Below are 18,427 nucleotides of genomic sequence, written 5' to 3' on the forward strand. Positions count from 1 at the left end.
ACCCATCCCTGAACGCCGGCGCCGCGTTCGTAAACCCACCTCTGACCCAAGTGAGGCATCCGCATGTCCAGGGCTCTTCCGAAGTACAACAAGCGTCGCGTCGTGCTGATCGGCGGCGCTGCCGCCGTGGCGCTCTCCGGTGCGGTCATCGCCGGCTCGGCCCTCGCCGGTACCCCCGACAAGAGCAGTGGCACGAGCAACGCGCGCACCCTCGCCGCTTCGCCCGGCACCATCACCTGCCCGGACGTGGCCTCCCAGCTGCCCGCGATCCCCGCCTCCGCGCAGGCCGAGGTCGACCGCAACCTCACGCTCCTGCAGACGCAGATCCAGGAGGCCAACAAGCGGCTGGTCGACACGGTGGGCCAGGGCGGGCCGAACTTCGTGAACAACGCGATCCTCGGTCCCCTCAAGGACAAGCGCGTGGCGACCGTCAACCGGATCGCGACGGCGATCGGCCGTACGGCCGCCAAGCCGACCGGCCTGGACGCGCTGGCGCCGTGCACCCTGAACGCGAGCGGGACGAGCACGAACACGGGCAGCGGTACGGCGACCGGCGCTGCCTCCGCCTCGGCCACGCCGAGCACCGCGGCCACCCAGCAGCAGTCGACCGGCAGCACCGGCACGAGCACCGGCGGCTCCGCGGTGGGCACGATCACCTGCCCCGACGTCGCCTCGCAGCTGCCGGCGATCCCCGCGTCCGCGCAGGCGGAGGTCGCCCGGAACCTCACCCTGCTCCAGACTCAGATCGACGAGGCCAACAACCGGCTTCGGACCACGGTCGGCCAGGGCGGCCCGAACTTCGTGCAGAACGCGATCCTCGGCCCCCTGGCGGACAAGCGGAAGTCGACCATCGACCGGATCGCGATCGCGATCGGCCGTACCTCGACCAAGCCGACCGGCCTCGACTCCCTGGCCGCCTGCACGCTCACCAAGTGACGTGACAGGCAGCTGTGGCCGCCCCGTGTACAGCGCCGGCCGGGGCGGCCACAGTGAGGAACGGCCGCATCACCCTGATGTGGTGCGCCTTCCAGGGGTCGCCGAACATCGTGCGGGTGCACGGGCACGGCGAGGGGGTCTTCCGCGACGACCCGCGCTTCCGGGAACTCCTCACCCGTTTCCCGGACATCGACCCGACCCGGCACGGCCTGCGCGCGATCATCGTCGTGCGCGCCGAACTCATCCGGGACACCTGCGGTTACCCGGTCCCCTACATGGCGTAGGAGGCCGACCGCGACCTGCACGGAAAGCGGTTCGCGCGCGAGGACGACGCCTCGCTGAGCGCGTACTTCGAGAAGAAGACCACGTCGCGGTGAGCCTGGATGGCCTACCCGGGCTGCCGTTGCCGCTGCCGCCGTCTACCGTCTGAGCCATGCGTCCAGGCGTCCTCGTCACCCTTGTCTCCGCGTCCCTGCTGCTGCTCGGTGCGGCACCGGGGGACGGGGACGCCTCACCGCTGCCCGCGCGCATGGCCGACACGGGCGGCGGCGACCAGCTGATCACCGCGGAGGCGTCCGCCCTGAACTCCACCTCGGGGACTTTGACCTGGTGGGAGCGTCGGGACGGGCAGTGGGTGCAGGTGGGATCGGCCGCGGCCCGGTTCGGGGCGAAGGGGCTGGTCGAGGGGGCCGAGCGGCAGCAGGGTACGAACACGACTCCGACGGGGTTGTACGACCTTCCGTTCGGGTTCGGCCTCCAGGCCGCGCCGACGGGTACCTCCGTCAAGTACCGGGCGGTGACCGCGAATTCGTGGTGGTGCCAGGACAACGACTCGACTTCTTACAACCGTTGGGTTGAGCCACTGCCGGCCGACTGCCGGGCCACCGAGGCGGAGCGGCTGTCGTCGTACGGGACGCAGTACGCGTACGCACTGGTCATCGGGTTCAACTACGAGCGTCCGGTCCGGGGGCGCGGGGCCGGGATCTTCCTGCATGTCAACGGGGACGGGGCCACCGCGGGGTGTGTGTCCGTGCCGGTGGACGCGATGCGGGAGATCGTGCGGTGGGTGGATCCGGGAAAGGGGCCGCATATCGCCGTCGGGACGGCGAGTGGCGACACGGCCCTCACGCGGTACTGAGTCCGCCTCTCCGGGAGTCCCGCCACCGCGGTCCCGCCTCGGCCGACGCTGCCGCGCGGGTCGGCCGCTCACAGCTCCGTAGCGCTCCGCGCACCCGTCGCCGGAAGCGCGACCGTGAACGTCGTCGTGCCCGGCCGGCTCTCCAGGGTCACCGTCCCCCGGTGCGCCTCCACCACCGCCGCCACGATCGACAGGCCCAGGCCCGCTCCGCCGCCGGGGGCATCCGCGCGGCGGCGGTGTTCGGCTCGGGTGAAGCGCTCGAAGACGCCCGGCTGGATGTCCTTCGGAACGCCGGGGCCGTCGTCGTGGACGTGGAGGAGTGCCCGGCCGCCGTCCGTCTCCAGGGTCACCGTCACCTTCGTGCCGGCCGGCGTGTGCAGCCGGGCGTTGGCCAGCAGGTTGGCCAGCACCTGGTGCAGGCGGTGCGTGTCGCCGGTCACCGTCACCGGTTCCTCGGGGAGGTCCAGGGTCCAGCGGTGGTCGGGACCCGTGGCGCGGGCGTCCGTGACCGCGTCCAGGGTCAGGCGGGTGAGGTCGACCGGGTGGCTCTCCAGCGGGCGGCCCGCGTCCAGGCGGGCCAGCAGAAGGAGGTCGTCGACCATCTCGCCCATCCGGGAGGACTCGGCGGCGATGCGTTCCAGGGCCCGGGTGATCTCGGGGGGCAGCGGGCCCGGGTGGAGCAGCGCCAGTTCCGCGTGGCCGCGGACCGAGGCGACCGGGGTGCGCAGCTCGTGGCTGGCGTCGGCGGCGAAGGAGCGGAGGCGTTCCTCACTGGCGTGGCGTTTCGTCAGCGCGTCCTCGACGTGGCCCAGCATGCGGTTGAAGGCGGTGGCCACCCGGCCGACCTCGCTGCGGGGGTCGGATTCGGGGGCGCGGGGTGGCAGGGCCACCTCGCCGCTGGCGAGCGGGAGTTCGCTGACCCGGGTGGCCGTCGCCGCGACACGGCTCAGGGGGCGCAGGGACCAGCGGACCCAGAGGGCGCCGGCCACTCCGGTCGCGGCGAGGGCGAGGCCGAAGACGCCGGCCGCCACCAGTTCCAGGCGGTGGACGGTGGCCCGTACCGGCTCCAGGGGCAGGCCGGTGATCAGGACGTCGCCGTCCCGGCCCGTCCCGGCCAGCAACCGGTAGTCACCGATCGAGGAGAGGTGGACCGTGTGGCCGCGTCCGTCCACCGGCAGTTCGGCGAGGGCCCTGCGATCGCGGCCGGTGAGGCCGACGGTCAGGTCCGGGTCGGCTCCGGAGGGGATGACGGCCGCGTTCGTGACCCGGCTCTTCAGCAGGCGGGCACCGAAGGTTCCGGCAGCCTGCCGGCGGGTGTCGCCGTGCTCGTCGCCGTCCCGGTCGCTGGGCTTGTACCCGCCGTGTTCGAGGGACTGCGGGAAGCTCGGCCCGGTCTGCTGGAGCTGCTGGTCCAGGCGCCCGGTGAGGAATCCGTTCAGCTCGACCACCGCCGCGATCCCCACGGCCGCGCAGCTCACCGCCAGCAGCACGACCAGGCCCGCGGTGAGGCGGGCGCGGAGGGTGCGGGGGCGGGGCAGGTGCCGTAGCCGGCGTAGGAACTTCACCTGGTCACCGGCTTGAGGACGTAACCTGCGCCACGGACCGTGTGGATCATCGGTTCGCGGCCCGCGTCGACCTTCTTGCGCAGGTAGGAGATGTACAGCTCGACGACGTGGGCGCGGCCGCCGAAGTCGTAGGACCACACCCGGTCCAGGATCTGTGCCTTGCTGAGGACGCGGCGCGGGTTGCGCATCAGGAAGCGGAGAAGTTCGAACTCGGTCGGGGAGAGCTCGATCAGCTCGCCGGCCCGGGTCACCTCGCGGGCCTCCTCGTCCATGGCCAGGTCGCCGACGACCAGCCGGGGGCCGTCCTCCTGCTGGCGGGCCATGCCGGCGCGGCGCAGCAGACCGCGCAGCCGGGCGACCACCTCCTCCAGGCTGAAGGGCTTGGTCACGTAGTCGTCGCCGCCCGCGGTGATGCCGGCGATGCGGTCCTCGACGGTGTCCCGGGCCGTGAGGAAGAGCACGCAGACGTCCGGCTTCACCCCGTGCAGCGAGCGCAGCACCGCGAAGCCGTCGGTGTCCGGGAGCATCACGTCCAGGACCACCGCGTCCGGCAGCAGCTCCCTGGCCGCGGCCAGGGCGGACGCGCCGTCGCCGGCCTCGCGGACCTCCCAGCCCTCGTAGCGCAGCGCGCCGGTGAGGACCTCCGCCAGGTCGGGGTCGTCGTCGACGACGAGGACGCGGAGCGGGGTGCCGTCGGGTCGGGTGAGGGCGGGGCGGCCGGAGCGGGTCGTGTTCATCGCGTCTACCAGCATCGCCCCTCCTGACGGAGAGCGGTGACCCGCGGCCCTCTGAGTTTGCTCTGAGTCCGCTGAGCCCGGTGGTCACTGAGAGGTCACTCAGAGGTTCGAGCCGCACAGTGGCGGCACCGAACAGAGAAAGGACACGACTCATGACGACCGTGGACGAACGGCGTACGGCCTCGGCCGTGCCCGCCGTGGCCACGCGCCGCTCCCCCGCCGCCGCCGTGCTCGCCGTGCTGTGGGCCGGGGCCGGGGCCGTGATCCTGCTGTGGTGGTCGGACACCGGCTCCGTCGTGGGTGCGGCGGGCTGGCTGACCGGGGCCGGGCGGATCGCCGGGCTGCTGTGCGGGTACTCCTGTGCGGTGCTCGTCGGCCTGATGGCCCGGGTGCCGCTGCTGGAGGTGCGGGTCGGTTCCGACCGGGTCGCCCGCTGGCACGCGATGGCCGGCCGGTACACCGTCTGTCTGCTGGTCGCGCACGTCGTGCTGATCCTCACCGGGTACGCGGCCCAGGACCACGCCTCCCTCGTCCACGAGACGCTGAATGTCGTCCTGGACTACCCCGACATGCTCAAGGCGACCGCCGGCACGGTGATCCTCTTCGCCGTCGGGATCACCTCGATGCGTGCGGCCCGCCGCCGGACCAGCTACGAGTTCTGGTACTACGTCCACCTGCTCACCTACGCGGCCGTCTTCCTCGCCTTCTTCCACCAGCTGACGCTGGGCAACGACCTCAACGGCAAGCCGGTCGCCACCGCCTTCTGGTACGCGCTGTACCTGGGGGTCGCGGCCCTGGTGGTGTGGTGCCGGATCCTGGCGCCGGTGCGGCTCAACCTCCGGCACCGGCTGCGGGTGCACTCCGTGCAGCAGGAGGTGCCGGGCGTGTACTCGGTCGTCGTCCAGGGCCGACGGATCGGGGAACTGGGCGCGCAGGCGGGGCAGTTCTTCCGCTGGCGGTTCTTCGGCGGCGACGGCATGGGCTGGACGTCGACTCCGTACTCGCTCTCGGCGCCGCCGCGCGGCGACCTGCTGCGGATCACCGTCAAGGCGCTCGGCGACCACAGCACGGCGGTGGCGCTGCTGCGCCCGGGCACCCGGGTGTGGGCGGAGGGCCCGTACGGCGCCCTCACCGCGGACCGGAGCAGCAGCCACCGGACTCTGCTGATCGCCGCCGGCGTCGGCGTCACCCCGCTGCGGGCGCTCTTCGAGACCCTGCCCGGCGACGTCACCCTGCTCTACCGGGCGCGTACGGCCGAGGACCTGGCCCTGGGCGGCGAGCTGGAGGCGATCGCGCGCTGGCGCGGAGCCCAGGTGCGCTACGCCCTCAACGGCCCGCGGGGCGAGCGGCCCGCCCTCACGGCGGAGTCGCTGCGGGCGACCTTCCCGGGCCTCGCCGGTTACGACGTGTACATCTGCGGTCCGCACGGCTTCGCCCAGGAGCTGTACGGGGCGCTGCGCGCCGCCGGGGTGCCGGACCGCCGCATCCACCACGAGTCATTCGAACTGTGAGACGAACCGCGAGAGCTGTGAGGCCCCTGTCGTGCACGCACTGAACAAGAACCGCCCCTTGCGCCGCATCATGCTGGCGAGCGCCGCAACCGTCTCCGGGATGGTGATGCTGCTGGCGCTGAAGCCGCACACCGCCCCGACCGTGATCACCGACTCGGCGGCCGCGGCGCCGTCGGCCGGCGCGACCGCCTCACCGGGCGCGACCGGCGGCTCGAGCGGGTCCGGCGGCTCCGGCAAGTCCGGGAGCGCTACCGGCACCAAGACCGTCACCGGGGACACCGTCCAGACCCGCTGGGGCCCCGTCCAGGTGCGGGTGACCATCAAGAGCGGCAAGATCACCGACGTCACGGCGCTCCAGTACCCGCAGGACAACCCCCGGGACCAGCAGATCAACAGCTACGCCCTGCCGGAGCTGCGCAGGGAGGCGCTGGCGGCGCAGAGCGCGAGTATCGACACCGTCTCCGGGGCCACCTACACCAGCGAGGGATACCAGCAGTCACTCCAGTCCGCACTCGACTCCGCGGGTCTCTGAACACTCAGGCTGTGCGGCACGTATCTGTGGGCCAAGGGTCAAGTCCCCACGGAGGAACCGTGACCACCACGCTCGCAGGCGGACGTGCCGCCCGCCGCCAGACGATGCGCCGCATCCGCCCGCGCCGCTCCCCGGCCGTACCGCTGCTGCTCGCCGTATGGGCCGGCGCGGCGGCCGTGCTGTGGCTGTGGTGGCACAACACCCCGTCCATCGCCGACCAGAACGGCAAGATCCTCAACGCCGGCCGCATCACCGGTCTGCTGGCCGGATACCTGATGGCACTCGTCGTGCTGCAGATGGCCCGGGTGCCGGCTCTGGAGCGGCGGGTCGGCTCCGACCGCGTCGCCCGCTGGCACGCGATGAGCGGCCGATACACCCTCTGCCTGGTCTTCGCGCACGTCTTCCTCATCATGTGGGGCTATGCCCTGCAGGCCGGCAAGACGCTGAACGACATCGTCCAGCAGACCATCGACTCCATCAACCAGCTCCCCGACATGGGCAAGGCGGCCATCGGCACCGGGCTGTTCGTGGTCATCGGCCTCACCTCGATCGGCCCGGTCCGGCGCAGGATGCCGTACGACACCTGGTACCACGTGCACCTGCTCACGTACGCGGCGGTGTTCCTGACCTTCTGGCACCAGATCACCACCGGCAACGACTTCGCCCTCACGCCGCTCGCCAAGACCTTCTGGTACGGCCTGTACGGCGCCGTCACCGCGCTGGTCGTCTGGTACCGGATCCTCACCCCGATCCGGCTCAACCTGCGGCACCGGATGCGGGTCGAGGCGGTCATCGAGGAGACGCCGGGCATCGTGTCGGTGCTGATCGGCGGCCGCAAGCTGCACCGGATGGGCGCGGAGGCCGGCCAGTTCTTCCGCTGGCGGTTCATGGCCCCCGGGATGCGGTTCAGCTCACACCCGTACTCGCTGTCGGCGGCGCCCCGCCCCGACATGCTGCGGATCACCGTCAAGGCGATCGGCGACCACAGCGCGCGGCTGCGCGAACTGCGGCCCGGAACCAGGGTGTGGGCCGAAGGGCCGTACGGGGCGATGACCGCGTCCCGGCGCAGCCGCGGCAAGGTCCTGCTGGTGGCGGGCGGTGTCGGGATCACGCCCATGCGGGCGCTGTTCGAGACGCTGCCCGGCGCCGCCGGCGACCTGACCCTGCTCTACCGGGCCAACACCACGCAGGACCTGGCGCTCTGGGACGAACTCGCCAAGATCGCCAACGAGCGCGGGGCCCGGCTGATGTACGCGGTCAACAGCCCGGAGGGTGAGCGGCCGGACATCTCCGCGGAGAACCTCCAGCGGAAGATCCCGGACATCGACGACCACGACGTCTTCATGTGCGGCCCGCCCGGGTTCGCGCAGGGCGTGTACGAAGCACTGCGCGGCGCGGGAGTTCCCGCCCGCCGCATCCATCACGAGTCGTTCGAGATGTGAGCGACGGGACCACACGGGAATCCAGGGAATCGGGAGTTCGTAAGCGATGAGGAAGAGTCACCCCATCAGGCGTGTGGTGCTGGCCACCGCGGCGACCGTGTCCGGCGTCGTGCTGCTGCTGTCGCTGAAGCCGTCGTCCGACCCGGCGTCCGCGGCGGCGGGCGCGGCCCCGTCGGCCGCGGCGGCGGGGCAGGAGTCGCCGCAGGGCGGCACCGGGGCCGCCGGCGCCACCACCGTCACCGGTGACGCGACCCAGACCCAGTACGGGGTCGTGCAGGTGCGGCTGACCGTCGCCAACGGCAAGATCACCCAGGCCGAGGCGATCCAGGCGCCCAAGGGCGGCACCAGCGACCAGAAGACCGCGCTGTCGGTGCCGCAGCTGAACAAGGAGACGGTGGCGGCGCAGAGCGCGAACATCGACGCGGTCTCCGGCGCGACCTACACCAGTACCGGCTACAAGCAGTCCCTGCAGTCGGCGCTGGACAAGATGAAGGAGACGGCGGGCGCGACCGGTTCCTCGGGCTCCTCGTCGGGTTCCTCCTCCGGCTCCGCGCAGGCGCAGGCCAAGACGGTGACCGGGCAGGTCGCGCAGACCCAGTACGGGCCGGTGCAGGTCCGGATCACCGTCGCCGGCGGAAAGATCACCAAGGCGGAGGCCGTGCAGGCGCCCAGCGGCGGCACCAGCGACCAGAAGACCGCGCTGTCCGTACCGAAGCTCAACCAGGAGGCGGTGGCGGCCGGGAACGCGAACATCGACTCGGTCTCCGGGGCCACCTACACCAGCACCGGCTACAAGCAGTCCCTGCAGTCGGCGCTGGACCAGGCCGGTGGCTGAGGCCGTGGCCGAGTCCGCGGAGGCTCCGGTCGCGGTACGTCACGCCGAGGAGGTCATGGGGACCGTCTTCTCCTTCGACATCCGCGGCGGGGATCCGGACGCCGTACGGGCGGCTCTCGACGAGTCGGTCGCCGGGCTGCACCGGGTCGACGAGGTGTTCAGTACCTACCGTGAGAACAGCCAGCTGTCCCGGCTGGCGCGGGAGGAGATCGACCTCGCGGAGTGCGACCCCGAGATGGTGGAGGTGCTGGACCTCGCGGCCGAGGCGGAACGGGTGAGCGACGGCTGGTTCAGCACGCGCTACCGGGGTCGCCTCGACCCCACCGGCATCGTCAAGGGCTGGTCCGTCGAGCGGGCGGCGCGGGCGCTGGCGCGGGTGGCCGGGGTGACCGGGGTGAGCGTGAACGGCGGGGGCGACGTCCAGATGTTCGGCGCGCCCGAGCCCACGCGGGCATGGCGGGTGGGAATCGCCGATCCGCTCAGGCCGGGCGGGCTGGCGGCGGTGATCACGGCGGCGGGGGTGGACGAGCTGGCGGTGGCCACGTCCGGTACGGCGGAGCGGGGCGCCCATATCGTCGACCCGCGGACCGGGAAGTCGGCGGTGACGGACCTGGTGGCCGTGACGGTGGTCGGCCCCCGTCTGACCTGGGCGGACTGCTGGGCCACGGCGGCGTTCGCGATGGGATCACGGGCCGGGTTGGCCTGGCTGGAGTCGCTGCCGGGTGTGGAGGGGCTGTTGATCACTGCGGGCGATGAGGTGCGGTGCACCGGGGGGCTGGCCGCGCGTCTGGGCTGAGGTGGGGGGTAGGGACGCTCACCGGAGCTTGCCGGGTGCCGCCGCGCCCACCCGTGCCGCCCTGCGCCCCGCCTGCCCGCGGCTGAGGTAGCTGAGAAAGGGGGCGGCTGGGCAGCGCCCGGTAGGGGCGCTGGGGGCACCCCCGGCCGAAGGCTGGGGGAGGAACTACGCGACCAGCCACGAACCACCCGCAGCCGCCGACACGCGAACTCTGCCGCGAAGTTTTTCAGATTCGTCCCGTAAAACGCCATCCCAACCCCCCTCCCGGCCGTACCCCCTGTGAAGCAAGTTTCGGGAGGAACACCATGGCCGTCTTCAGCAACCTCATGCCGTTCGGGCATCGGGACCACGACCGCGATCACGACGACCGTCACGGGCACCGTCACGGGCACCACCACGGGCACGACCACGATCGCGACCGCCACGACCGTCACGGTCACCGGCACGACCACGGCGACCGGCACGACCACGACCACGACCGCTACTGACCACACCTGAAGGCTGAGCGGACCGGCCACCGGGGCTGCCGGTCCGCTTCGCCGCGGTTTCCGAGGAACCCCTGTCATGGCGCATGTGCTACGGCGTCTGCTGTCGGTCGACGAGCCCTCCGACACCGTGGTGGCGGCCGCTCCCCCGGTCCCCCCGTATGAGGTGTTCCGGCGGTTCTGGCCGTACACCCGCGGTGGCCGCCGCTGGCTGGTGCCCGTCGTCCTGCTGAGCCTGACCGCCCCGGTCGTCGACGCGGCGGAACTCTGGCTGTTCAAGACCGTCGTGGACGACGTGCTGGTGCCACGGGATCTGCGGCCGTTCCTGTGGGTCGCACCGGCCTATCTCGGTCTCGTCGTCTGCTCCGGCGTGCTGGGCTTCGCCGACGACGTGACGTCCACCTGGGTCGGCGAACGGTTTCTGCTGTCGCTGCGCTCCGATGTCTTCCGGCACGTCCAGGGGCTGTCGCTCGGCTTCTTCGAGCGCCGTCGGCTCGGGGACGTGCTCTCCCGGGTCACCGGCGACGTCGACGCCGTGGAGACGTTCCTGCTCTCGGGTGTGGCGGACGCCCTGTACTACGTGATCCGCCTCGGTGTCTTCGTCGGTCTGCTGTTCTACCTGCGCTGGGACCTGACCCTGCTCGCCCTCGTCATCGTGCCGCTGTTCTGGGGGGCCGCCCGGCACTTCTCCCGGCTGATCAAGGAGGCGTCGCGGGAGCGCAGGCGCCGCGGCGGCTCGCTCAGTGCGATCGCCGAGGAGTCGCTGGCCAACGTGGTGCTGGTGCAGGCGTACAACCGGCAGGAATGGGAGGGGCGCCGGTTCGACCGGGAGAACCTCGGCAGGTTCCGGGCGGCGATGGCCTCCGCACGGATCCGTGCCGTGTACGGACCCGTCGTCGAGTTCATCGAGGTGGCGGGCGGCCTCGCGGTGCTGGGCCTCGGCACCTGGAAGCTGGCGGAGGGCCAGCTCACCCTCGGCGGACTGCTGGTGTTCCTCGCGCTGATCGGCAAGCTGTACAGCCCCGTGCACGGCCTGTCCGGGCTGGGCACCGCCTTCTACGCGGCCTCCGCCTCGGCGGAACGGATCATCGAACTGCTGGACCAGCGGCCCCAGGTGACCGAGGCGCCGGAGGCCCGGCGGATCCGCCGGGCGCGGGGTGCCGTGGAGTTCGACGGGGTGTGGTTCCGCTATCCCGGTACCGAGGCCTGGGCGCTGTCGGACGTGTCCTTCGAGGTGGCGCCCGGGGAGACGCTGGCGCTGGTCGGGGCGAGCGGGGCGGGCAAGTCCACGGTCGCGAAGCTGCAGTTGCGGTTCTACGACCCCGACCGGGGCGCGGTCCGCCTGGACGGGACCGACCTGCGCGAGTTCAGCCTGTCGGACGTGCGGGAGAGCATCGCGGTGGTGTTGCAGGAGACGCTCGTCTTCCACGGCACCGTGCGGGACAACATCGCCTACGGCCGGCCCGGGTCGACGGAGGCGGAGATCGTCGCGGCGGCGCGGGCCGCGGACGCGCACGAGTTCGTCGAGCGGCTCCCGGATGGCTACGACACGCTCGTCGGGCAGCGTGGCCGGACGCTCTCCGGCGGCCAGTGCCAGCGGCTGGCGATCGCCCGGGCGATGATCCGGGACGCGCCGGTGCTGCTCCTGGACGAACCGACCGCCGGGCTCGACGTCCGCTCGGGCCGGCGGATCATGGATCCGCTGCGCCGGCTGATGGCCGGGCGGACGACCGTCGTCATCTCCCACAACCTGCTGACCGTCCGCGACGCCACCCGGATCGTGGTGCTCGACCGCGGCCGGGTCGTCGAGGACGGCGCGCACGCGGATCTGCTCCGGCGGGAGGGGACGTACGCCCGGCTGCACCGGCTGAACGCGGGCGCGGTGCTGTCATGAGCCTCGCGGGCCGAGCCCTGCCGGTGCGTACTCGAGAGGGGCGGTTCACGTCCGCGGGGCCACCACCTTCCCCTTCTGCAGTTCGGCGGTGGCCAGGACGGCGCCGGCGGGAGAGGTCAGACGGGCGCCGGTGTACTTGGTGAGGTCGACGGGGACCGCCACGCCCCAGTTGCCGCGTCCGGCCCGCAGCGGGAACTGGCCGACCCCGACGGTGGCGCCGTCGGCGCGTTCGAGGAGGCACGTCACCTTGCCGGTGTACGGAGTGCCGGTGAGCGCGACGGACACGAAGATCCAGGCGGGGCTGCCGGGGTGGGCGTAGACCTCGCCGACGGGCTGCCCCCCGCCGGCCGGGATCATGTCCCCGACCAGCACGGGTTCGGACTCGACGGCGGGCGGCGCCGAGGCGGTGACCTCCTGGACGGCGGTGCCGACCGCCCAGCCGGCGAATCCGACCGCGACGGCGAGGGCGGCGGCGACCGCCGCGAGCCGCAGCCGGGCCCGCCGGGCGTGGCTGCGCCAGTCCCGGGGGGCGCGGACGGCGGACCGCTGCCCTTCGGGCCCCGCCGCCTGCTCGGTGACACTGCGCGCCACCCGGGTCTCGAAGCCGGGCGGCGGCTCGCGCTCCGGCAGCAGGCCGATCAACCGGTCGCCGATCCCGGTCAGCTGGCGTACGTACTCCCGGCAGTCCGCACACCCGTCCAGATGGGCGACGGCCTCGGCCCGCTCGCGGCCGGGCAGTACGCCCAGCGCCAGTTCGGCGCCGACCTCCCGCAGCCTCTCGCAGTGCGCGTCACTGGACATGGTCGCCTCGCTTCGGAGACGCGAGTGCGGTGCGGAGTTTCGCCATCGCCGCTCTGATCCGCGTCTTGGCGGTGCCCAGCGGGATCTGCTCCGCGTCGGCGATCTGCTGGGCGGTCATGCCGTAGATGCCTGCCATCATCAGGGCCCTGGCCTGCTCCCTCGGCAACCGTGCCAGTGCGGCCCGGAGCTGGGTGGAGGCCTCGTCGGCCAGCGCCCATCGCTCGGGGGTCTCGGTGACGGCGTCGAGGAGGGGGTCGAGGTCCTCGGGTGCCATCGGTTCCGTCCGCCGGGCGCGGACGGCGTCGACGGCGAGGTTGTGCGCGATGGTCGTCAGCCAGGTCGCGACCGAGCCGCGGCGCGAGTCGTAGACCTGGGCATGCCGCCAGGCGCGCTCGAACGTCTGCTGGGAGACGTCTTCGGCGAGCTGCTGGTCCCCGGTGACGGCCATGGCGACCCCGAAGACCCGGTGCTGGAACCTCCGTACGAAGATCACAGCGAGCTCCGGATCTCCGGTGGCCAGCCCGGACAGCAGAGCCTCGTCCGGGAGGCGGCCGACGGGGAACCGGAATCCCGACACACCTCTGTATACGTTCGACGGCCGCCAGGGGATTGCTCTCCCGCCTGTCCGCCCGCCGCGGAAGATCACATGCCCATTGTCCGTCGGCGGGCCGGGCCCCGCACGCGGGTCAGTGGCCGTTCTGGGCCAGACGCAGCAGGTGGTCCGCGAGCGCCTGGCCGCCGGTCGGCTCCCGGCTGATGAGCAGCAGCGTGTCGTCACCCGCGATCGTCCCCAGGATGTCCTGCAGCTCCGCCTGGTCGATCGCCGAGGCGAGGAACTGCGCCGCTCCCGGCGGGGTCCGCAGGACGACCAGGTTCGCCGACGCCTCCGCGGAGATCAGGAGTTCCTGGGAGAGACGCCGCATCCGCTCCTCCTTCGCCGACCCCCCCAGCGGCGCACGCGGGGTACGGAAACCCCCCTCGCTCGGCACCGCGTAGATCAGTTCCCCGTCGGTGTTGCGGATCTTCACCGCGTTCAGCTCGTCGAGGTCCCGGGAGAGCGTCGCCTGGGTGACCGTCAGTCCGTCGTCGGCGAGCAGCTTCGCGAGCTGGCTCTGCGACCGCACGGGCTGCCGGTTGAGGATGTCCACGATCCGCCGGTGCCGGGCGGTCCGGGTCTGCGGTACCGCGGGCCCCGCCCCGCCCGACTGGTCGAACTCCTGCGCCTGGCTCATCGTCGTCTCATTCTCCGGATCGTCCGTCCCCGCTCGCTGCGTCGAGGATGCCCGGCAGGGCACTGAGCAGCGCGTCCGCCTCGTCGTCGCGGAGGTTCAGCGGGGGCATCAGCCGAACGACGTCCGGGGCGGGCGCGTTCACCAGGAACCCGGCCTCCTGAGCCACCTGCTGCACCTGTGCTGCCAGCGGCTCGGTGAGCACGATACCCAGGAGGAGACCCGCACCCCGGACATAATCGATCAACCCGTGGCCGAGGCCCTCGATTCCGTCCCGCAACTTCTCGCTCTGCCGCTTGACGTTCTCCAGCAACCCCTCGTTCTCGATGGTGTCGAGGACGGCGAGGCCGGCGGCGCAGGCGACCGGGTTGCCGCCGAAGGTCGTGCCGTGGTGGCCCGGCTGGAGGAGTTCGGCAGCCCGGCCGAAAGCCACGGTCGCGCCGAGCGGCAGTCCGCCGCCGAGCTGCTTGGCGAGGGTGACGACGTCGGGCAGCACGCCCTCGTGGGCCTGGTACTCGAACCACGTGCCGGTCCGGCCGATGCCGGTCTGCACCTCGTCGAGGACGAGCAGGGCACCGGTGGCCGCGGTGATCGCACGGGCCGCCTTGAGATAGCCGGCCGGGGGTACGACCACGCCGTTCTCGCCCTGCACGGGCTCGATGACGACCAGGGCGGTGTCCTCGGTGACGGCGGCGGCCAGCGCCCGTGCGTCACCGTAGGGCACGTGGGTGACGTCGGCGGGCAGCGGGCGGAACGGGTCCTGCTTGGCGGGCTGCCCGGTGAGCGCGAGGGCGCCCATCGTACGGCCGTGGAAGCCGCCGTCGGTGGCGACCATGTGGGTGCGCCCGGTCAGCCGGCCGATCTTGAAGGCGGCCTCGTTGGCCTCGGCGCCGGAGTTGCAGAAGAAGACCCTGCCCTCCCGGCCGAAGAGCTGGAGCAGCCGTTCGGCGAGGGTGACGGTGGGCTCGGCCATGAAGAAGTTGGAGATGTGACCGAGGGACGCGATCTGCCGGGTCACGGCCTCGACGATCGCCGGGTGGGCGTGGCCGAGCGCGTTGGTGGCGATACCGCCGACGAAGTCGTAGTACTGCTGGTCCTCGGTGTCCCACACCTTGACGCCCTCGCCGCGTACCAGGGGCAGCCGCGGGGTGCCGTAGTTGTTCATGAGCGCGCCCTGCCACCGCGTGGTCAGCTCCTGGTTGCTCATGACCGTTCCCCCTGTCGCTCGTCGGGCACGACCATCGTGCCGATGCCTTCGTCCGTGAAGATCTCCAGCAGGATCGAGTGCTGGACCCGGCCGTCGATGACGCGGGCGGTGGTGACGCCGTTGCGTACGGCGTGCAGACAGCCCTCCATCTTCGGCACCATGCCGGAACTCAGCTCCGGCAGCAGCTTCTCCAGTTGGGAAGCGGTGAGACGGCTGATCACCTCGTCGGAGTTCGGCCAGTCCTCGTAGAGGCCCTCGACGTCGGTGAGGACCATGAGGGTCTCGGCGCCCAGCGCAGCAGCGAGTGCCGCAGCCGCCGTATCAGCATTGACGTTGTAGACATGTCCGTCGTCCTCGGAGCGGGCGATGGAGGAGACGACCGGGATCCGGCCGTCGGCGAGCAGGGCCTCGATCGCGCCCGTGTCGATCGAGGTGATCTCGCCGACCCGCCCGATGTCGACGAGCTCGCCGTCGATCTCGGGCCGGTGCTGGGTGGCGGTGATGGTGTGGGCGTCCTCGCCGGTCAGCCCGACGGCCAGCGGGCCGTGCTGGTTGAGCAGTCCGACCAGTTCGCGCTGGACCTGGCCGGCGAGCACCATCCGTACGACGTCCATGGCGTCCTCGGTGGTGACCCGGAGTCCGGCCTTGAACTCGCTGACGATGCCGTGCCGGTCGAGGGCGGCGCTGATCTGCGGGCCGCCGCCGTGCACGACGACCGGCTTGAGGCCGGCGTGGTGCAGGAAGACGACGTCCTGGGCGAAGGCGGCCTTCAGATCCTCGTCGATCATGGCGTTGCCGCCGAACTTGATCACGACGGTCCTGCCGTTGTGACGGACCAGCCAGGGCAGCGCCTCGATGAGGATCTGCGCCTTGGGCAGCGCGGTGTGCTTACGCGTGACGCTCATGACGAATAGGCGCTGTTCTCGTGGACGTAGTCGGCGGTCAGGTCGTTGGTCCAGATGGTGGCGGTCTCGGAGCCCGCGGCGAGGTCGGCGACGATGTGCACCTCGCGGTAGCGCATGTCGACCTTCTCGCGGTCCTCGCCGACGCCGCCGTTCTTGCAGACCCAGACGCCGTTGATCGCGACGTTCAGCCGGTCGGGCTCGAAGGCGGCCTTGGTGGTGCCGATGGCGGAGAGGACGCGGCCCCAGTTGGGGTCCTCGCCGTGGATGGCGCACTTGAGGAGGTTGTTGCGGGCGATGGAGCGCCCCACCTCGACGGCGTCGTCCTCGGAAGCGGCGTTGACCACTTCCACCTTGATGTCCTTGCTGGCGCCCTCGGCGTCCCGGATCAGCTGCTGGCCGAGGTCGTCGCAGACGGCCCGTACGGCCTCGGCGAACTCCTCGTACTCCGGGGTGACCTCGGCGGCACCGGAGGCGAGCAGCAGCACGGTGTCGTTGGTGGACATGCAGCCGTCGGAGTCGACGCGGTCGAAGGTCGTGCGGGTGGCGGCCCGGAGCGCCTTGTCCAGGACCTCGCTCTCGACGACGGCGTCCGTGGTGAGCACGACCAGCATGGTGGCGAGGCCGGGCGCGAGCATGCCGGCGCCCTTCGCCATCCCGCCGACGGTCCAGCCGTCCTTCGTGACCACGGACGTCTTGTGCACGGTGTCGGTGGTCTTGATGGCGATGGCGGCCTTCTCGCCGCCGTGCTCGCTCAGCGCGGCGGCCGCGGTCTCGACCCCCGGCAGCAGCTTGTCCATCGGGAGGAGGACACCGATCAGACCGGTCGAGCAGACCGCGACCTCGATGGCACCCCGCCCGAGCACCTCGGCGACCTTCTCGGCCGTCGCGTGGGTGTCCTGGAAGCCCTTGGGGCCCGTACAGGCGTTGGCGCCACCGGAGTTGAGGACGACCGCCGAGACCTGGCCGCTCCCGAGGACCTGCTCGGACCACAGGACCGGCGCGGCCTTCACACGGTTGGAGGTGAAGACGCCCGCGGCGGCACGGCGGGGCCCGTCGTTGACCACGAGGGCCAGGTCCGGGTTGCCGTTCTCCTTGATCCCGGCGGCGATGCCCGCGGCCGTGAATCCCTTCGCTGCCGTCACGCTCACGGCGCAACTCCGATCGTGGTCAGCCCGGTGGACTCGTCGAGTCCGAGGGCGATGTTCATGCTCTGCACGGCACCACCGGCGGTGCCCTTGGTCAGGTTGTCGATGGCGCTGATCGCGATGATGCGGCCCACGGCGTCGTCGTACGCGACCTGCACCTGAACGGCGTTGGAACCGTAGACGGACGCCGTCGCGGGCCACCGGCCCTCGGGGAGGAGGTGGACGAAGGGCTCGTCGGCGTAGGTCTTCTCGTAGGCGGCGCGGACGGACTCGGCCGTCACCCCGCTCTTCGCCGCGGCGCTGCACGTGGCGAGGATGCCGCGGGGCATCGGCGCGAGGGTCGGCGTGAAGGAGACGGCGATCCGCTCCCCCGCCACCGCGCTGAGGTTCTGGATCATCTCGGGGGTGTGCCGGTGGCCACCGCCGACGCCGTACGGCGTCATGGAGCCCATGACCTCGCTGCCCAGCAGATGGGGCTTGGGCGCCTTGCCGGCTCCGGAGGTGCCGGAGGCGGCGACGATCACCGCCTCGGGCTCGGCGATCCCGGCGGCGTAGGCCGGGTACAGGGCGAGGGAGACGGCGGTGGGGTAGCAACCGGGTACCGCGATGCGCTTGGACCCCTCCAGCGCGGCGCGGGCACCCGGAAGTTCGGGGAGGCCGTAGGGCCAGGTGCCGGCGTGCGGGGAACCGTAGAAGCGCTCCCAGTCGGCCGGGTTGTCCAGGCGGAAGTCGGCGCCCATGTCGACGACGAGGACGTCCGGGCCGAGCTGCTCGGCGACGGCGGCGGACTGCCCGTGCGGCAGGGCGAGGAAGACGACGTCGTGCCCGGCGAGGGCCTCGGCGGTCGTCTCCGCCAGCACGCGGTCGGCCAGCGGCAGCAGGTGCGGCTGGAGCGCGCCCAGGCGCTGCCCGGCGTTGGAGTTGCCGGTCAGGGCACCGATCTCGACCTCGGGGTGCCCGAGGAGCAGCCGCAGGACCTCTCCGCCCGCGTACCCGCTAGCTCCGGCAACCGCCGCACGTACCGCCATGTCCATCCTCCTCCAGATGGCATGACTATACGGTTCCCTGCACTTTTATGCAACGGAGTGCTTCGCCGCCGCATCCCCCGAGTGCACGGGCGGCATGGCGATGATGCCCCCGAGGGGGCAAGGGAGAACGTCCTCCCCGTGCCCTCCCGGCGTCGTCCCGACGTCCTCTCCATGTCGAGGAGTGCGAGGACACGGACCCGCGCCGGGGCCGCGGCGGCGTCCCTGCGGGTCCCGGCCGGAC

At 72.0% G+C, this 18,427-nt stretch carries 18 protein-coding genes and 1 pseudogene; 10 read left to right on the plus strand and 9 right to left on the minus strand.

Annotated features, from left to right (window positions below; translation table 11 throughout):
• The first annotated feature begins 63 nt into the window (after window positions 1-63).
• The 3 genes and pseudogenes from AB0N16_RS14690 (at window position 64) to AB0N16_RS14700 (ending at window position 2,074) form a co-directional block, all read left to right on the plus strand.
• The gene (locus tag AB0N16_RS14690) at window positions 64-936 is read left to right on the plus strand and encodes a hypothetical protein (RefSeq protein WP_365796576.1); all 873 of its coding nucleotides are present in this window, start codon (window positions 64-66) and stop codon (window positions 934-936) included.
• Between the two features lie 59 nt (window positions 937-995).
• Window positions 996-1,366 (plus strand): annotated as a pseudogene (locus AB0N16_RS14695) (pyridoxamine 5'-phosphate oxidase family protein); the annotation flags it as partial.
• A 3-nt stretch (window positions 1,367-1,369) separates the two neighbouring features.
• Window positions 1,370-2,074 carry a L,D-transpeptidase family protein gene (locus AB0N16_RS14700; RefSeq protein ID WP_365796578.1) on the plus strand — a complete coding sequence of 235 codons (705 nt, stop codon included), beginning with the start codon at window positions 1,370-1,372 and terminating at the stop codon, window positions 2,072-2,074.
• A 68-nt stretch (window positions 2,075-2,142) separates the two neighbouring features.
• Here AB0N16_RS14700 and AB0N16_RS14705 read toward each other — a convergent pair whose 3' ends face one another.
• Window positions 2,143-3,639, minus strand: coding sequence for a HAMP domain-containing sensor histidine kinase (locus AB0N16_RS14705; RefSeq protein ID WP_365796580.1), 1,497 nt, complete (start codon window positions 3,637-3,639; stop codon window positions 2,143-2,145).
• Window positions 3,636-4,376, minus strand: a complete 741-nt coding sequence (locus tag AB0N16_RS14710) for a response regulator transcription factor (protein WP_365797119.1) — start codon at window positions 4,374-4,376, stop codon at window positions 3,636-3,638. Before AB0N16_RS14710 ends, AB0N16_RS14705 begins: the two co-directional genes overlap by 4 nt.
• Window positions 4,377-4,528: 152 nt before the next feature.
• Between AB0N16_RS14710 and AB0N16_RS14715 the strand changes: the two genes are divergently transcribed.
• The 7 genes from AB0N16_RS14715 (at window position 4,529) to AB0N16_RS14745 (ending at window position 11,871) form a co-directional block, all read left to right on the plus strand.
• Window positions 4,529-5,887, plus strand: coding sequence for a ferredoxin reductase family protein (locus AB0N16_RS14715; protein ID WP_365796582.1), 1,359 nt, complete (start codon window positions 4,529-4,531; stop codon window positions 5,885-5,887).
• A 31-nt stretch (window positions 5,888-5,918) separates the two neighbouring features.
• Window positions 5,919-6,419 (plus strand): FMN-binding protein, encoded by a 501-nt coding sequence (locus AB0N16_RS14720; protein WP_365796584.1) that lies wholly within the window; start codon window positions 5,919-5,921, stop codon window positions 6,417-6,419.
• Between the two features lie 59 nt (window positions 6,420-6,478).
• Entirely contained in the window at window positions 6,479-7,861 is a 1,383-nt protein-coding gene (locus AB0N16_RS14725) for a ferredoxin reductase family protein (RefSeq protein WP_365796586.1), read from the plus strand.
• A 46-nt stretch (window positions 7,862-7,907) separates the two neighbouring features.
• The gene (locus tag AB0N16_RS14730) at window positions 7,908-8,696 is read left to right on the plus strand and encodes an FMN-binding protein (protein WP_365796587.1); all 789 of its coding nucleotides are present in this window, start codon (window positions 7,908-7,910) and stop codon (window positions 8,694-8,696) included.
• Window positions 8,689-9,492 carry an FAD:protein FMN transferase gene (locus AB0N16_RS14735; protein WP_365796589.1) on the plus strand — a complete coding sequence of 268 codons (804 nt, stop codon included), beginning with the start codon at window positions 8,689-8,691 and terminating at the stop codon, window positions 9,490-9,492. The genes AB0N16_RS14730 and AB0N16_RS14735 overlap by 8 nt, the downstream gene beginning before the upstream one ends.
• Window positions 9,493-9,797: 305 nt before the next feature.
• Window positions 9,798-9,980 carry a hypothetical protein gene (locus tag AB0N16_RS14740; RefSeq protein ID WP_365796590.1) on the plus strand — a complete coding sequence of 61 codons (183 nt, stop codon included), beginning with the start codon at window positions 9,798-9,800 and terminating at the stop codon, window positions 9,978-9,980.
• Between the two features lie 76 nt (window positions 9,981-10,056).
• A complete protein-coding gene (locus tag AB0N16_RS14745) occupies window positions 10,057-11,871 on the plus strand; it encodes an ABC transporter ATP-binding protein (protein WP_365796592.1) in 1,815 nt (604 codons plus the stop codon).
• Window positions 11,872-11,916: 45 nt separating this feature from the next.
• Here the strand turns inward: AB0N16_RS14745 and AB0N16_RS14750 are convergent, their stop codons facing one another.
• The 7 genes from AB0N16_RS14750 to argC all read right to left on the minus strand — a co-directional run bounded on the left by AB0N16_RS14750 (window position 11,917) and on the right by argC (window position 18,186).
• Window positions 11,917-12,672 (minus strand): zf-HC2 domain-containing protein, encoded by a 756-nt coding sequence (locus AB0N16_RS14750; RefSeq protein ID WP_365796594.1) that lies wholly within the window; start codon window positions 12,670-12,672, stop codon window positions 11,917-11,919.
• Window positions 12,662-13,249, minus strand: coding sequence for a sigma-70 family RNA polymerase sigma factor (locus tag AB0N16_RS14755; protein ID WP_365796596.1), 588 nt, complete (start codon window positions 13,247-13,249; stop codon window positions 12,662-12,664). Before AB0N16_RS14755 ends, AB0N16_RS14750 begins: the two co-directional genes overlap by 11 nt.
• A 109-nt stretch (window positions 13,250-13,358) precedes the next feature.
• Window positions 13,359-13,904, minus strand: a complete 546-nt coding sequence (locus AB0N16_RS14760; RefSeq protein ID WP_362565188.1) for an arginine repressor — start codon at window positions 13,902-13,904, stop codon at window positions 13,359-13,361.
• Window positions 13,905-13,911: 7 nt separating this feature from the next.
• Complete coding sequence (locus AB0N16_RS14765; protein WP_365796598.1) at window positions 13,912-15,108, minus strand: acetylornithine transaminase; 1,197 nt, start codon at window positions 15,106-15,108, stop codon at window positions 13,912-13,914.
• Window positions 15,105-16,013, minus strand: coding sequence for an acetylglutamate kinase (gene argB, locus AB0N16_RS14770; RefSeq protein ID WP_365796600.1), 909 nt, complete (start codon window positions 16,011-16,013; stop codon window positions 15,105-15,107). Before argB ends, AB0N16_RS14765 begins: the two co-directional genes overlap by 4 nt.
• The gene (gene argJ, locus AB0N16_RS14775) at window positions 16,010-17,161 is read right to left on the minus strand and encodes a bifunctional glutamate N-acetyltransferase/amino-acid acetyltransferase ArgJ (RefSeq protein ID WP_365796602.1); all 1,152 of its coding nucleotides are present in this window, start codon (window positions 17,159-17,161) and stop codon (window positions 16,010-16,012) included. The genes argB and argJ overlap by 4 nt, the downstream gene beginning before the upstream one ends.
• Window positions 17,158-18,186 (minus strand): N-acetyl-gamma-glutamyl-phosphate reductase, encoded by a 1,029-nt coding sequence (gene argC / locus AB0N16_RS14780; protein ID WP_365796604.1) that lies wholly within the window; start codon window positions 18,184-18,186, stop codon window positions 17,158-17,160. Before argC ends, argJ begins: the two co-directional genes overlap by 4 nt.
• Window positions 18,187-18,427: the final 241 nt, after the last annotated feature.

Source organism: Streptomyces sp. NPDC051105 (assembly GCF_040682795.1).
Classification (GTDB): Bacteria; Actinomycetota; Actinomycetes; order Streptomycetales; family Streptomycetaceae; genus Streptomyces.

What these genes read in the sequence shown, in the direction of transcription:
- AB0N16_RS14690 (WP_365796576.1), top strand. Translation starts at nt 64, where the DNA reads ATGTCCAGGGCTCTTCCGAAGTACAACAAGCGTCGCGTCGTGCTGATC.
- AB0N16_RS14700 (WP_365796578.1), top strand. Translation starts at nt 1,370, where the DNA reads ATGCGTCCAGGCGTCCTCGTCACCCTTGTCTCCGCGTCCCTGCTGCTG.
- AB0N16_RS14710 (WP_365797119.1), bottom strand. Translation starts at nt 4,376, where the DNA reads ATGAACACGACCCGCTCCGGCCGCCCCGCCCTCACCCGACCCGACGGC.
- AB0N16_RS14715 (WP_365796582.1), top strand. Translation starts at nt 4,529, where the DNA reads ATGACGACCGTGGACGAACGGCGTACGGCCTCGGCCGTGCCCGCCGTG.
- AB0N16_RS14730 (WP_365796587.1), top strand. Translation starts at nt 7,908, where the DNA reads ATGAGGAAGAGTCACCCCATCAGGCGTGTGGTGCTGGCCACCGCGGCG.
- AB0N16_RS14740 (WP_365796590.1), top strand. Translation starts at nt 9,798, where the DNA reads ATGGCCGTCTTCAGCAACCTCATGCCGTTCGGGCATCGGGACCACGAC.
- AB0N16_RS14745 (WP_365796592.1), top strand. Translation starts at nt 10,057, where the DNA reads ATGGCGCATGTGCTACGGCGTCTGCTGTCGGTCGACGAGCCCTCCGAC.
- AB0N16_RS14750 (WP_365796594.1), bottom strand. Translation starts at nt 12,672, where the DNA reads ATGTCCAGTGACGCGCACTGCGAGAGGCTGCGGGAGGTCGGCGCCGAA.
- AB0N16_RS14760 (WP_362565188.1), bottom strand. Translation starts at nt 13,904, where the DNA reads ATGAGCCAGGCGCAGGAGTTCGACCAGTCGGGCGGGGCGGGGCCCGCG.
- AB0N16_RS14765 (WP_365796598.1), bottom strand. Translation starts at nt 15,108, where the DNA reads ATGAGCAACCAGGAGCTGACCACGCGGTGGCAGGGCGCGCTCATGAAC.
- argB (WP_365796600.1), bottom strand. Translation starts at nt 16,013, where the DNA reads ATGAGCGTCACGCGTAAGCACACCGCGCTGCCCAAGGCGCAGATCCTC.
- argC (WP_365796604.1), bottom strand. Translation starts at nt 18,186, where the DNA reads ATGGCGGTACGTGCGGCGGTTGCCGGAGCTAGCGGGTACGCGGGCGGA.